The organism is Eoetvoesiella sp., assembly GCF_035555955.1.
Taxonomy (GTDB): domain Bacteria; phylum Pseudomonadota; class Gammaproteobacteria; order Burkholderiales; family Burkholderiaceae_B; genus Eoetvoesia.
In genome coordinates this window covers 51,660-64,885 of sequence record NZ_DATMGA010000070.1, presented here as the reverse complement: position 1 = coordinate 64,885, position 13,226 = coordinate 51,660, and the positions used below count along the sequence as shown (strand labels likewise).

At 59.2% G+C, this 13,226-nt stretch carries 14 protein-coding genes; 10 read left to right on the top strand and 4 right to left on the bottom strand.

The window, feature by feature from the left end; all coding sequences use genetic code 11:
• The first annotated feature begins 6 nt into the window (after positions 1-6).
• The 6 genes from VNT00_RS17585 to VNT00_RS17560 all read left to right on the top strand — a co-directional run bounded on the left by VNT00_RS17585 (position 7) and on the right by VNT00_RS17560 (position 6,722).
• Positions 7-1,011 carry an aromatic ring-hydroxylating dioxygenase subunit alpha gene (locus VNT00_RS17585; protein WP_325589868.1) on the top strand — a complete coding sequence of 335 codons (1,005 nt, stop codon included), beginning with the start codon at positions 7-9 and terminating at the stop codon, positions 1,009-1,011.
• Positions 1,012-1,073: 62 nt separating this feature from the next.
• Positions 1,074-1,871 carry a ferritin-like domain-containing protein gene (locus tag VNT00_RS17580; RefSeq protein WP_325589866.1) on the top strand — a complete coding sequence of 266 codons (798 nt, stop codon included), beginning with the start codon at positions 1,074-1,076 and terminating at the stop codon, positions 1,869-1,871.
• A 103-nt stretch (positions 1,872-1,974) separates the two neighbouring features.
• Positions 1,975-3,084, top strand: coding sequence for a bifunctional DNA-binding transcriptional regulator/O6-methylguanine-DNA methyltransferase Ada (ada, locus tag VNT00_RS17575; RefSeq protein WP_325589864.1), 1,110 nt, complete (start codon positions 1,975-1,977; stop codon positions 3,082-3,084).
• 155 nt (positions 3,085-3,239) lie between these two features.
• A complete protein-coding gene (locus VNT00_RS17570; RefSeq protein ID WP_414650955.1) occupies positions 3,240-5,366 on the top strand; it encodes a TonB-dependent siderophore receptor in 2,127 nt (708 codons plus the stop codon).
• Between the two features lie 22 nt (positions 5,367-5,388).
• Complete coding sequence (locus tag VNT00_RS17565) at positions 5,389-6,534, top strand: PepSY-associated TM helix domain-containing protein (protein ID WP_325589860.1); 1,146 nt, start codon at positions 5,389-5,391, stop codon at positions 6,532-6,534.
• A 53-nt stretch (positions 6,535-6,587) separates the two neighbouring features.
• Positions 6,588-6,722: a hypothetical protein gene (locus tag VNT00_RS17560; protein WP_325589858.1), complete on the top strand. Its 135-nt coding sequence runs from the start codon at positions 6,588-6,590 to the stop codon at positions 6,720-6,722.
• A gap of 61 nt (positions 6,723-6,783) precedes the next feature.
• Here VNT00_RS17560 and VNT00_RS17555 read toward each other — a convergent pair whose 3' ends face one another.
• Positions 6,784-7,287 (bottom strand): MarR family winged helix-turn-helix transcriptional regulator, encoded by a 504-nt coding sequence (locus VNT00_RS17555; RefSeq protein ID WP_325589856.1) that lies wholly within the window; start codon positions 7,285-7,287, stop codon positions 6,784-6,786.
• Positions 7,288-7,441: 154 nt separating this feature from the next.
• Here VNT00_RS17555 and VNT00_RS17550 point away from each other — a divergent pair, with 154 nt between their 5' ends.
• From VNT00_RS17550 to hppD, 4 genes are read left to right on the top strand one after another with little or no spacing between them, the layout of a single operon-like run.
• Positions 7,442-8,587 (top strand): ABC transporter substrate-binding protein, encoded by a 1,146-nt coding sequence (locus VNT00_RS17550; RefSeq protein ID WP_325589854.1) that lies wholly within the window; start codon positions 7,442-7,444, stop codon positions 8,585-8,587.
• 16 nt (positions 8,588-8,603) lie between these two features.
• Complete coding sequence (locus VNT00_RS17545) at positions 8,604-9,755, top strand: hypothetical protein (protein WP_325589852.1); 1,152 nt, start codon at positions 8,604-8,606, stop codon at positions 9,753-9,755.
• Positions 9,752-10,174: an antibiotic biosynthesis monooxygenase family protein gene (locus VNT00_RS17540; RefSeq protein WP_325589850.1), complete on the top strand. Its 423-nt coding sequence runs from the start codon at positions 9,752-9,754 to the stop codon at positions 10,172-10,174. Before VNT00_RS17545 ends, VNT00_RS17540 begins: the two co-directional genes overlap by 4 nt.
• A gap of 13 nt (positions 10,175-10,187) precedes the next feature.
• Positions 10,188-11,261, top strand: coding sequence for a 4-hydroxyphenylpyruvate dioxygenase (gene hppD, locus VNT00_RS17535; protein ID WP_325589848.1), 1,074 nt, complete (start codon positions 10,188-10,190; stop codon positions 11,259-11,261).
• Positions 11,262-11,302: 41 nt separating this feature from the next.
• Here hppD and VNT00_RS17530 read toward each other — a convergent pair whose 3' ends face one another.
• The 3 genes from VNT00_RS17530 to VNT00_RS17520 form a co-directional block, all read right to left on the bottom strand.
• Positions 11,303-11,689: a VOC family protein gene (locus tag VNT00_RS17530; RefSeq protein WP_325589846.1), complete on the bottom strand. Its 387-nt coding sequence runs from the start codon at positions 11,687-11,689 to the stop codon at positions 11,303-11,305.
• 31 nt (positions 11,690-11,720) lie between these two features.
• The gene (locus VNT00_RS17525; RefSeq protein WP_325589844.1) at positions 11,721-12,590 is read right to left on the bottom strand and encodes an alpha/beta hydrolase; all 870 of its coding nucleotides are present in this window, start codon (positions 12,588-12,590) and stop codon (positions 11,721-11,723) included.
• 101 nt (positions 12,591-12,691) lie between these two features.
• Positions 12,692-13,159 carry a MarR family winged helix-turn-helix transcriptional regulator gene (locus VNT00_RS17520; RefSeq protein WP_325589842.1) on the bottom strand — a complete coding sequence of 156 codons (468 nt, stop codon included), beginning with the start codon at positions 13,157-13,159 and terminating at the stop codon, positions 12,692-12,694.
• Between the last annotated feature and the right edge of the window lie 67 nt (positions 13,160-13,226).

Sequence of the window (13,226 nt, the reverse complement as noted above, 5' to 3'; positions counted from 1 at the left end):
TGGTATATGGCCGCCTGGGCCGAAGAGGTCGGCCGGGAGCCTTTGCAGCGGACGTTTCTGGATGATCCCGTTGTTCTGTATCGTAAGCAGGACGGAACGCCGGTGGCGATGTGGGGGTTGTGCCCGCACAGGCACTATCCATTGAAAAACGGCGCTTTGGTCGGCGACTCCATACAGTGTTCGTATCATGGCTACACCCTGAATTGCGAGGGGCGGTGCACGAAGATCCCCGCCCAGGGCAATGCGCCGAAGGCATTCAAGCAGCGTACTTACGCTGTCGTGGAGCGAGGCGGCCTGATATGGATATGGATGGGTGATGCGGACAAGGCTGATTTGTCGCTTTTACCTGCGCTGGATCGTGCCGGCATCGATCTGCCCGGCTGGCGGCTGGTGCCTAACGGTATTACGCCCATCAAGGCGCGCGGGCAATTGATTATCGACAACGTCATGGATCTCAGCCATATCGGCTATCTGCATGGCAAGACAATTTCCGCGCCCGATGCGGCGGAAGCGCCGCCCAACCAGGTGCGTGAAGAACCTATCGCCGTTTACCGCTGGCTGCTGGACCAGGCGCCGGCAATGCCTTATATCCGCGAAGGGTTCCCTGGTTTCGAGGGCGCCATGGATATCGAGTTGGGTTCCGAATTCCTGGGACCGGGTCTGGTTATTACGTTTTTCCATTTTTATACCAGCGCCTCCAAGGGCGAGCGTACATTGCTGGGGATCTCCAATCATCTTCATGGCGTTACCCCTGAAACCGCCACGACTTCGCACGACTTCAGCGGCATCTGCCGCAATTTCCATACAGAGTCGGTGCAATTCGATGCGTGGCTTAAAAAAGCCGTCGAAGACACGCGCGAGGAGGACGTCTTTGCGCTTGAGCAGATCGAGCCGCTGCTGGAGCAATATGCGAACGTCAAGACCGAGCTCTCGGGGGTGTGCGATGTGGGCGCCACATGGGTACGCCGAAAGATAGGGGCGATGCTGGATGCGGAGGGTTCGGGTTCTTAGTATGCTAACTTAGCGAAAAAGAAGCGGATGCCGCGTGCCGAAAAATGGAAAGATCTTGCACGATGGAAAACAAAGGGGAACTGCGCCGACGGGCGCTCGATGCCTTGGCATTGCAAGATGCCGAGGCAAAATGCGCGGCGGTTTGGTCGTTGCGCGCTTTGGTGAACATAGATGTCGATGTGCGCCTGGATGTTCCGCCCGGCATTCCGGGCAGGCCTGCGCGCCCTGAACTCATTGCGCCCGCAAGTGTGCCGCGCCGCACCATGTCGACGATAGAAGGCCGGGTCGTGCTGTTGCATGCGTTGGCGCACATTGAATTCAACGCCATTAACCTGGCGCTGGACATCATGTGGCGTTTCCCTGGCATGCCGGAGGCGTTCTACCAGGACTGGTGCGTGGTGGCGTTCGAAGAAGCGACGCATTTTGATCTGCTTTCACGCCGTTTACAGGCATTGGGCCATGTTTATGGGGATTTTCCCGCTCACAATGGCTTGTGGGAAATGTCTGAAAAGACGCAGAGTGATTTGTTGGCGCGGCTGGCCCTGGTGCCGCGTACGCTGGAGGCGCGCGGCCTGGATGTCTCGCCGCAGATACGGCATCGTCTTGCTCAGGCGGGCGATAACGAAAGCGCGGCCATACTGGACATTATTCTGCGCGATGAGGTCGGCCATGTGGCCATTGGTAATCGTTGGTACAAATGGCTTTGCCTGCAACAGCGGCGTGACGCCCTGGACACATACGAAGCAATGGCCAGGCAGTATCGAGCGCCGCGCCTGCGCGGGCCATTCAACCTCGATGCCCGGCGTGCGGCGGGTTTCGATGAATTGGAACTGGAAGCGCTGCAGCGTATGGCTGAGTGAGCTGTATTCGATTCTTAAAAAATTCCACCGCAAGAATCGGATTCTTTGCGATGGGATTCGGGTTTAAGCTGTCGCCATGGATCAAGTTTTCGGGATGGCAGCCATGAATACCAGCGTTTTGATTTCTGCGGAATACTCGACGGACGAAGCTCGTTGGCGGGCCGTCCAGCGGCGTGATGCGGCGGCGGACGGTTGTTTTGTTTATGCGGTGCGGACCACCGGTGTGTATTGTCGTCCGGGCTCGTCCGCGCGTTTGCCAAAGCGCGAGAACGTGGAGTTCTTCGACACGGCCGAGGGCGCCGAGGCGGCGGGCTATCGTCCCAGCCGCCGTGCCGGGGAGGCTGGGGCCGGCGAAGGCCCGGGGCGGGCGGAGCTCGTGGCGCGGGCCTGCCGGCTGATCGAATCCGCCCAGACTCCGCCGAATCTGGACGAGCTGGCGGCCTTGGCCGGCATGAGCCCTTTTCATTTTCATCGTGTGTTCAAGGCGGAAACGGGGCTGACGCCCAAGGCCTATGCCTCGGCCTACCGGGCCCGCAAGCTGCGTGAGGAGTTGAGCGTGGCGGGGGCCTCTGTTACGGATGCGATCTATGGCGCGGGGTTCAATTCCAACAGCCGGTTCTACGAGGCCTCGGAACGGCTGCTGGGCATGCGAGCGCGCGATTACCGGGCTGGCGGCACGGGCGCGGTGATCCGGTTCGCGGTGGGTCAGTGTTCGCTGGGCGCCATCCTGGCCGCCCAGAGCCAGCGGGGCATTTGCGCCATTTTGCTGGGCGAGGATCCGGATGCGTTGGTGCGCAGCCTGCAGGATCAATTCCCCAGGGCGCAACTGATTGGCGGCGACGCGGGCTTCGAGCAGTTGATGGCCCGGGTCGTGGGGTTTGTCGAAGCGCCGTCGATAGGTCTGGATTTGCCGCTGGACGTGCGGGGCACCGCCTTCCAGGAGCGGGTCTGGCAGGCGCTGCGTGAAATTCCACCCGGGGTTACGGCAAGCTATGCCGAGATCGCCGAACGCATCGGCGCGCCCAGGGCCGTGCGGGCGGTTGCGGGGGCCTGCGCGGCCAACCGCATTGCCGTCGCCATTCCCTGCCATCGCGTTGTGCGGCGCGATGGGCAGCTTTCAGGCTACCGTTGGGGGGTGGATCGCAAGCGCGAGTTGTTGCGGCGGGAGGCCGTTGCGGCGCCGGGGCCTGCGCCGGGCTCATCGGGGTTGTGAAAGGCCACGCACGTAACCTTATTATCAATAAGAATTAGTTGCATTCTCGATATTAATTTATAATCCTGACCGAAATTATCTACTCGATCAGGATTTTTATGCCGGCTGCAAGAAGAAACGTAGGGAAAGGTCTGTCCATATTGACGCGCACGCCGCTGGCGGTGGTGGTCGCGGCGGGCCTGGGCGCGGGGCAGGCTGCTTGGGCGCAAAGTGCGGATTCAGCCGCAAAGTCCGTAACGCAACTGCCGTCCGTGACGGTTACCGGCACGGCCGTGGACGACACACTGCAGCATCTTCAGGCGCCGGTGGATAGCGGCGCGCTGGGCAGCCGCAGCCAACTCGAGACGCCGTTCTCGTCGTCGGTCGTGACCAGCGCCGACATCGAATCCCGCCAGGTGAACAAGCTGGGCGATGTCTTCATGCTGGACGCCTCGGTCTCCGACAACAGCGCCGCGAGCGGCGCCTGGGCCAGCTACCTGACCGTGCGCGGTCTGGACCTGGACTGGCAGAACTCCTTTCGCATCGACGGCAAGCCGTTCATCAGCTACGTCACCACGCTGCCCTACGAGCAATTCGAGCGGATCGACCTGCTCAAGGGGGCATCGGGCTTCATGTACGGCTTTGGCGCACCGGGCGGCCTGGTCAATTACGTTACCAAGAAACCCACGAACGAGCCGGTGCGCGCCGTGACGTTGGGGTACACCTCGAAGAGCCTGTGGCGCGAAAGCGTGGATCTGGGCGGGCGCGCGGGCAACGATGGCCGGTTCGGCTACCGGCTCAATGCCACGCACGAGGAGGGCGCCACCAACAACGACGGCCGGCTGAAGCGGGATTCGATTTCACTGGCGCTGGATGCCAAGCTTATGGACAAGCTGACCTGGGATTTCCAGAGCATTTACCAGGACAGAAAGGCTTCCGACACCGAGCCCACCATCACCACCTCGGAACTGGCGGGGCAGAACCTGCCTTCGCCGGTGCGCAACGACAATGGGCGCCTGGTGGGCAATGGCACGTATTCCGACAATGCCTTCCGGTTCTATTCCACGGGGCTGAAATACGAGATTTCGCCGGAGTGGACGTTGAGCACCAGCTACAGCCAATCGTCCACCAAGACGCGGCGCAACGAAGAGGTGCTGTATTTGCAGGACGACCTGGGCAATTACGATGACGCCCGCTCGGATTACGGCGAAGCCTACCAATTCAATCTGTGGCAGGCGATGGCGCAAGGCCGATTCCAGACCGGTTCGCTCAAGCATGATGTCGTGATCGGCGTATCGTGGCAGGAACAGAAAAACGACTATAGCCTGGGCAATTATGCGAACGGCGGCTATCCGGGGAAGCTGGGAACGGGTTCGTTGTGGACGCAAAACACCAATTCCTTCTACAGCGTCGGCACCGTAAACAGCCTGGGCCTGTATCGCGGCGCCGAGATTACCCAGAAAGCCATCTTCGCCAGCGATACGGTGCAATTGACGGATCGCTGGTCGGTGCTGGGCGGCCTGCGCTATACCAATTACGATCAAAAGGCCTTTACCGCCGCCGGTGCTGAATACTCGTCATACAAGAAGAACGGCGTGGTTACGCCGACCGTGGCCTTGATGTACAAGCTTGCGCCGCAAACCATGGCGTACGCGAGCTACGTTGAATCGCTGGAGCAGGGCACTTCGGTGGGCATCGGCTACGCCAACTACGGGGCGCAGCTCAACCCCTTGAAAAGCCGGCAATACGAAGTCGGCGTGAAGACGGAGAACGAACGCTGGGCGGCGACCGCGGCATTGTTCCGCATCGAGAGGAAGGCGGAGTATGCCAATGCCGCCAATGAGCTCGTGCAGGACGGCTTGTCGACCTACCAAGGGGCGGAACTGGGGGCGTCGGCCCGCCTGGGTTCCAACTGGAACGTGGGCGGCAGCGTAATGCTGCTGGATTCCGAATATAAGCGGGGCGCGGCCAATATCGGCAACCGTGTGGCGGGAGCGCCGAAGTTCGTGGCAGCGGCCCGGATTTCGTATCGCGTTCCGCAGCTTTCCGGCCTGAAGATTTCGGCCGATGCCAAATACACCGGCAGCACCATGCTGCGGCCCACCAACGATATCAAGGTGGGCGGGTATACGATTGTCGACGTCGGCGCGACCTACGACACGCAGATCAGCGGCTACGACACGACGTTTCGCCTTGCGGTGAACAACGTCGCCGACAAGAAGTACTGGATGTATCAGTATGCCGACTACATCAAGGCGGGCGACGCGCGCAGCATCAGCCTCAACGCCACCATGCGCTTCTAGGCCCGCCGGCTGAAGGCTCGATATGAAGACCGCCACCTTGCGATACTGGGCTTGGCTGCATAAATGGAGCAGCCTGGTCTGCACCGTTTTCATGCTGCTGTTGTGCCTGACCGGCTTGCCGCTGATTTTTCATCATGAGATCGGCCATTTGCTGGGAACGGAAGTGGAAGCTCCGCAAATGCCGGCGGATACGCCGCGGGCCAGTATCGACAAGGTGCTGGAAACGGCCAAGGCGCGTTTTCCGGGCAAGCCAGTGCTGTACCTTAGCCAGGAGCCGGACGACGATACGTTCTGGTACGTATCGCTGGCTGACAAGCTGAACGAAACCGAGCGTTTCGACGTGGCGTTGGTCGATGCCCGCACCGCCAGGCTATTGGGCGCTCCCGATTTCAACCAGGGCTTCATGTTCTGGATGACGCGCCTGCACATCGACTTGTTCGCCGGCGTGCCGGGCATGCTGTTTCTGGGCTTCATGGGGTTGCTGCTTGTTCTGGCCCTCGTGTCGGGGGTGGTTCTGTATGCCCCGTTCATGCGCAAGCTGGAGTTCGGCACGGTACGCAGCGGGCGCTCGGCGCGCGTCCGGTGGCTGGATCTGCACAATGTGCTGGGCATTGTCACGCTGGGCTGGGCGCTGGTGGTCGGCCTGACAGGGGTAGTCAATACTTTGTCCGTGCCGCTGGTCGGCTATTGGCAGAGCACGCATCTTGCGCCGTGGCTGGCGCAGTACAAGGACGGCAAGCCGCCTTCCCCCGATGCCCTGGCGTCGCTCGAGCTTGCCGCCAAGGCGGCGCAGGCCGCTGAACCGGGCATGACCATCAGCTTCGTGGCGTTTCCGGGCACGATAAGCAGCACGCCGCATCATTACGCGATTTACATGCGGGGCAATACTCCGCTGACGTCGCGGCTGTATCAACCCGTGCTGGCCGATGCGCTTACCGGCAAGGTGGTCGGCAGCGTGCCGCCGCCCTGGTACCTGAATACGCTTTATATGTCCCAGCCCCTGCACTTCGGCGATTACGGCGGCATGCCCATGAAGATACTCTGGGCGCTGCTGGATCTGATTACTATTGTGGTGCTGGGCAGCGGTTTGTATTTGTGGCTGCGCAAGCCCCGCGCGGTGGCCCTGGCTGCGGGCGCGGGCCGTGTGCACAAAGGGGCATTGTCGTGAGGCCGCCTGCGCGGGGCTATGGCCGCATATTCCGCTGGCCTGCGGCGCTGGCTGTGATGACTCTTGTCGGGCTGGTCGCGGGGTTGCTGGGCGACGGCTGGCATGATGGGGTGGCCTGGATCGGGCTGGGCGTGCCCGTGCTGATTTGCGCCTGGGCGCTATGCCGCCGCCCGCGGGCCCGCCGGTAAGTGTCGAAAGCTCCCGGGCAAAGGCCGCGCATATAGCCGTTCGGGCCGCCGAGATAGCGCGCTAGCCACCTAGAAAATCTTTTTTCAGTTTCGCCATGATTTTTCTTAGCGCCGCCGCTTCGCGGCTGCTAAGGCAATTCAGCATGTCTCTTTCGAGTTCCAGGGCAAGCGGTGTTATGGCTAGAAAAACCCGCTGGCCCTGTTTGGTCAAGGCAAGCGGCTTGCGCCGCTTATCATCGTTCGCGATCGTACGAGTCAGAAGGCCTTTCTTAAGCAGGCACTTCACGGCTCGGTGGATGGCTACCTCGTCCAGTCTGGTGCTTTCGGAAATCTCTCCTGCCGACAGACCGACTTTGTTGCCAAGAAAGGCAACGACCCTCCATTCTGGGATTGTTAGGTTGAATGGTTCGCCGTATTGGCTCATCAAAACTTGACTAAGGTAGCCGGACAACACCGAGAATTGATAAGGGAGATAGTCGTCGAGCTTCAACTCATCAAGCTGGTGGCTCGCCTCGCTTTGAGGTGCCAATTCGGTACGGCGATTTCTGTCTTTTTTTGGAACCATAGTGGTCTTTATACGGTGGAATGGGGTAGGGCGATTGTAAGCGTAATGTGTTCCTGATCGTTGCGAAACGATGCTTGCAACTTTCTTCGAAGCTCGATAATATACTTACAAATGAAAGTAATTGGATTGATAATAAACCCACCGAGGAGACAAGATGGAATTTTTCAAGCAGTCAGCGGCGATTGCAGTTCTAGCGCTTGCAACGGTTACCGTAGCTCATGCTGATATAAAGGTGGGCATTACGCTTGCTTTGACAGGCCCGGCGGCATCAGCGGGTTTGCCCCAGAAAAATACGGTGCCTCTCCTCCCGACGGAGATAGGAGGGGAAAAGGTACGATATATCGTTCTCGATGATGGAACCGACCCGACGAATGCGGTGAAGAACGCGAAGAAATTGGTTTTCGAGGACAAAGTCGACCTTTTGATCGGTTCTACGGCGACACCAGGAACCATTGCCGTCGCCGGGGTGGCATTGGAGACGCAAACACCGCATATTGGTCTGGCCGCATTCGACTTGCCGCCGGAGCAGGAAAAATGGAGCTTCAAGTCTCCGTGGTCGTTCCAGATTGCCGCGGATGGCGTTGTCGAGCGTATCAAGGCAAATGGTGGCAAAACCATAGGCTTTATCGGTTTTTCCGATTCGCTGGGTGAGACCTGGCTTCAGGCGATCAGCAAAGCGGCAAAGGCGGCGAATATCCGTATTGTGGCCGTCGAGCGGTTCAACCGTACCGATACGTCGGTGCTGTCGCAAGCCCTGAAGGTGGTCGCCGCCAAACCCGATGCGGTGGTTGTGGGTGCGACTTCCGCAGCGGCGGCAGTGCCTCAATTGGCAATCGTTGACCGAGGCTATAAAGGGCCTATATATCATACGCACGCGACTGCCACGCCCGATTTCATCCGTATGGCTGGAAAGGCCGCCGAAGGTGCAATCATGCCAGCCTTCCCTATTGTTGTGGCAGAACAGCTTCCCGATGCATTTCCCGGCAAGGCCCAGGCGATGGCATTCGTGCGTGCGTATGAAGGGAAGTATGGTGTCAATACGCGCACGAACTTCGCGGCGCATTTATGGGATGCTGCGTTGCTGTTGAAAGCAGCCGCTCCGTCGGCGCTTGCAAAGGCAACTCCAGGAACGGCCAAATTCCGTGCGGCTTTGCGTGACTCGCTCGAGAGCATAAAAAATCTTCCGGTTAGCAATGGCGTAGTCTCGATGTCACCAACAGATCATAATGGCTTCAACAGCCAGGCCAGGGTCATGGTTCAGGTCAAGGACGGGAAGTTTCAGATAATCCAGGCTCAATAGCGTTGAGGACAATGCGATGGAATTCAAAGAAAGTTGGCAAAGCGCGCTCGACAATCTATGCGATCGTGTTTTGAGCATAAGAAGCGCCATTGGTGATGAATGGCCATATCATAGCGACCCAGAGCAGGGTGTTTGGGATACAACTTCCGATGGCGATTGGTGTGGGGGCCATTGGGTAGAGTGTTTGCGTATTGCGGGCGAGCTACTTGGTAGGCAGGATCTGCTTGATGAGTCGGCCGCGCGTACGGAGAGGTTGCGTCAGTATCTCGAGCGTGACGACATGTTCCGCGCCCATCGATTTTATTATTCCGCTGCGAGACAATATGCGTGGACTGGCGAGTCCAGGTTTCGTACGTTGGCGTTGGCGGGAGCCTACTCTGTCCGATCCATGGCCATGGCGTCCAATGGGGCCATGCCCATCGGCACTCAGGTTCAGGTTCGCTCCACGACTATTTCTGGGCGGGACAAGGTCTGTATTGACAATGTTCATCCCAATCTGATTCTCGACTGGTGGGCGTACAAGGAAACCGGGGACAGTACATTTATCGAAGGTGCGCGTAAGCATCTTGACCTGTCCATTCGTGACTTTGTCCTTGATGATGGCTCTACGCTTGAGTTCATAGACTACGATGCCCGAACTGGTAAAAAACTGAGGCACTATACGCTGCTCGGTGCGCATGACGACAGTTGCTGGTCTCGCGGGCAGGCCTGGGCGATTGCCGGCTACTTGCGCGCCTGGGAAGAGCTTCGTGAACCACGTTATCTGGCGATGGGGAAAAAATTGCTGGGTTATTGGATTTCCAATTCGAATGAGCATCGGATTCCGCCATGGGATTTCAAGGATCCCAAGATAAAGGAATCACCGCAGAAAGTGCCGTTGGATACATCGGCAGCGGCGATTGTTGCCGAGCAGTTGGCGCGGATTTCCATATTGCAGCCATTGCCGCGCGAGGCGAAGGAGGTCTCAGATCTTACCGAGTCCTTTATCGATGGGCTGTTGAATTATGTGACGAATCAGGACGGCAATGATAACAAGCCGGCCGGTATTCTTCTTGAAGGGTGTTTCAATCAGCCCAAGGCTTACGCGAATCGAAGCGAGTTGATCTGGGGAACGGCTTACCTACTGTTTGCGCTGTATTATTTGAAAACCGGCCGGATAGTTGAATGAGCCTGGGTGTCAAGAATAAGCGAAAAAAAATTTTTAGGGCGCCTGGTTTTACTCTGGGAGAGTCGCATCAAGAAGGCGGTGTTTTCGAGTTGGCGCTGCTTGTATTGAAAGATGACGAAGGCATTGCCGAGCGCTTCGAGTCGGCGTTTTCCGAAGCTGTGGTGTTGCTTGAAAATGCGCCTGGATATCGCTCGCATTGTCTGACAAAATGTCTTGAGGCGGCCCGCCATTATGCGCTGGTAGTTGAATGGGAGTCCTTATCCCATCATATCGAAGGGTTTCGGGAGTCGGCGGTATACCCTCAATGGAAGGCCTTGCTGGGGCTGTATATACAGCCAGGCACCTGGGTCAGGCATTTCAGGCCGGTGGTACGAGAGGAGGCGCGGGAAGGCGGCTGCTTTGATGGTGATTATATTTAACAAAGGAATTGCAATGGCCGATTTATTTGAAAACCCGATGGGTTTGATGGGCTTCGAGTTCGTCGAATTCGCCTCTCCGACTCCCAATATCCTGGAGCCGGTGTTCGAGCGGCTGGGCTTTTCCAAGGTCGCCGTGCATCGTTCCAAGGACGTTACGCTGTACCGCCAGGGCGGGATCAACTTCATCATCAATAACGAACCGAAAAGCGTGGCCTCGTATTTTGCGGCCGAGCACGGCCCCTCGGCCTGTGGCATGGCGTTCCGGGTGAAGGATGCGCACAAGGCCTATGCCCGCGCGCTTGAGCTGGGGGCGCAGGCGCTGGACCTGCCGACCGGCCCCATGGAACTGCGCCTGCCGGCCATCAAGGGAATAGGCGGGGCGCCGCTTTATCTTATCGACCGGTTTGCCGAAGGCAAGGCCATCTACGACATCGATTTCGAGTTCATCGAGGGCGTCGACCACCATCCAGTCGGACACGGGCTCAAGGTCATCGATCATCTTACGCATAATGTGTATCGTGGCCGGATGAGCTATTGGGCGGGCTTCTACGAGAAGATCTTCAATTTCAGGGAAATCCGCTACTTCGATATCAAGGGTGAATACACCGGCCTGACTTCGCGGGCCATGACGGCGCCCGACGGCAAGATCCGCATTCCACTGAACGAGGAGGCGGGCGGGGGCGGCCAGATCGAAGAGTTCCTCATGCAGTTCAACGGCGAAGGTATTCAGCATATTGCAATGCTCACCGACAATCTGTTCGCCACCGTTGACAGCTTGCGCAAGGCGGGTGTCGAGCTGATGAAGGCGCCGCCCGACACGTATTACGAAATGCTGGAAGACCGCCTGCCGGGTCACGGCGAATCGGTCGACGACCTGCGCATGCGGGGCATTTTGCTGGATGGCAGCAGCGAACCGGGCAACCGGCGCCTGCTGCTGCAAATCTTTTCCCAGACCCTGCTGGGCCCGGTTTTCTTCGAGTTCATCCAGCGCAAGGGCGACGACGGCTTCGGCGAAGGCAACTTCAAGGCGCTGTTCGAGTCGATCGAGCGCGACCAGATACAGCGCGGCGTGATTAGCGGTTCTTAGGCCGGCAGGCGTATCGGTCGCAGAGATGTCCGTGGGCCCGGCTATGTCTTGCCGGTGCCCTGCCACCCCTTGCCGGAAATGTCGAAGATGATGCCGTCGGGGTCCTTGAACTTGAGTTCGAAATTCTGCTTGGCCGGGTCGCCAAGGCTGAAGAAGAACGAGCCGCCGTTTTCTTCGATGGCTTTTCTCATGGCTTCGGTATCGTCGACGATGAAGCCGAAGTGATGCGCGCCGACGAAGTCGCTGCTGCTTGCGCCGGGGGTGCCCTTGAGCAGGGCCAGGTTGACGACGCCGTCGCTCAGGTAGATGCCCGAGCCGATGTCCAGGATTTCTTCGCCGACGCGCTCCAGTCCGAAGACCGTTTGGTAGAAGCGGGCCGCTGCTTCGAGGTCGTTGACGCAAATTGCAAAATGCCGCAGGCGTGCCATGGTGAGTGCTCCGGAAATGTGGTGGGTTGGGTCAGGGCCTTGCGGCGTTGGCGAAGCCCGCCTCGAATGCGCGGCATGTTTGCGCAAGCGATGCCAGCCGGCCGATGATTTCGTAATGGTTGGTATTGGGAACCTGGATCAGCTCGCAAGGTAGCCGGGCGCCCGTCAGGGCGTCGGCGAATTGCCGGGCCTGGCGGATGAATTCGGGGCTGTCGTTCTGGGCGTAGGCAATGCTTACCGGGCAAGAGATGGCCGCATGCGTTGCCACGGGGCTGAGCGCGCGTGCCTCCTGGGGGTCGAGCTCGACATACGAACGCCGCGCGCTCAGCAGCACTGGCTCCATGTCGTACATGCCGCTGATGCACAGGCCGCCCTTTATGACGTCCGGCGGCAGGCCGTATTTTGACCAGTCCAGTGTCAGGAGCACGGCGCATACATGCCCGCCGGATGAATGGCCTGAAATGAAGATGCGGTCGGGGTCGATGTTCAGTGCCTGGGCATGCTGGTGGATCCAGGCCACGGCCCGGGCCGATTGGTCGACGACTTCGGGCAGCCGCCGGCCGGGCAGGGCGCTGAAGTCGGGCGCGACGTAATGCATGCCGGCCTGCGTGATCGCGGGCGCGGCGTGCGAGGCATCTTCCTTGCGTTGCAGGCGCCAGCCGCCGCCATGGATGTGGATATGCACGGGGGCGGGTGCCGGGCCGGCGGGGAACAAATCCAGGAATTCGTCGGGGCCGGCGCCGTACTGGAGGTTCAGCCGGCAAGGAAGGCTGGCCCGCGCCTGCTCGCCCAGGGTTTTGTAGTGTTCGAGGGTTTCGGCGCCGTTGGACGCCCATGCTTGTTGATCGAACGCCCGATCCAGCGCTTCTTGGTCGTAGTCCAGGAATACTTTGGCAGCCATGTCTCGCCCCTGATGGTGTTTATGTATTTACACCCATTCTAGCAACTGCCGGCCGTGTTCGTTGATGGTTGTGGCGGACCCGTATTTCAGGCGATGCCGGCTCAGGGGCGGCCCAGGGAGCCGATATTGTCGTAGATTTGCACGAGCAGGCGCTTCAGCGTGGCGATTTCGTCGGCCGAAATATTTGAAAGGGCCACCCTTTCGTACAGGTCGGCAAGCGGGGCGACGCGCATGCCCAGATCTCTGCCGGCTTCCTCCAGTACCACGTGAACCGACCTTCGGTCTGTTTCGCCGGGCTGACGGCGCACCAGCTTTTTTCTTTCCATGGCTGCGATGAGCCGGGAGAGGGTGGAGATGTCGATGGACGTGTATTCGGCCAAGTGGGTCATGCGCTGGGCGTCGATGCGCAGCAGCGAAGCCAGCACCCGGTACATGGGCAGGGTCAGGTTGAATTTGACCAGCTCTTTGGAAAACGTTTCGCCGATGCGTACGCCGGCCCGATTGAGCAAATAGGGCACGGCCTTTTCAAGGGCGTATTCGTCTAGCTTGAATTCGCTGTCGGTTTTCATGCGTTGGTGGTCTTATAAAATTTCAGCCTGCTCCGGATTTTACCGGCATCCCGACGATATGGCGCCG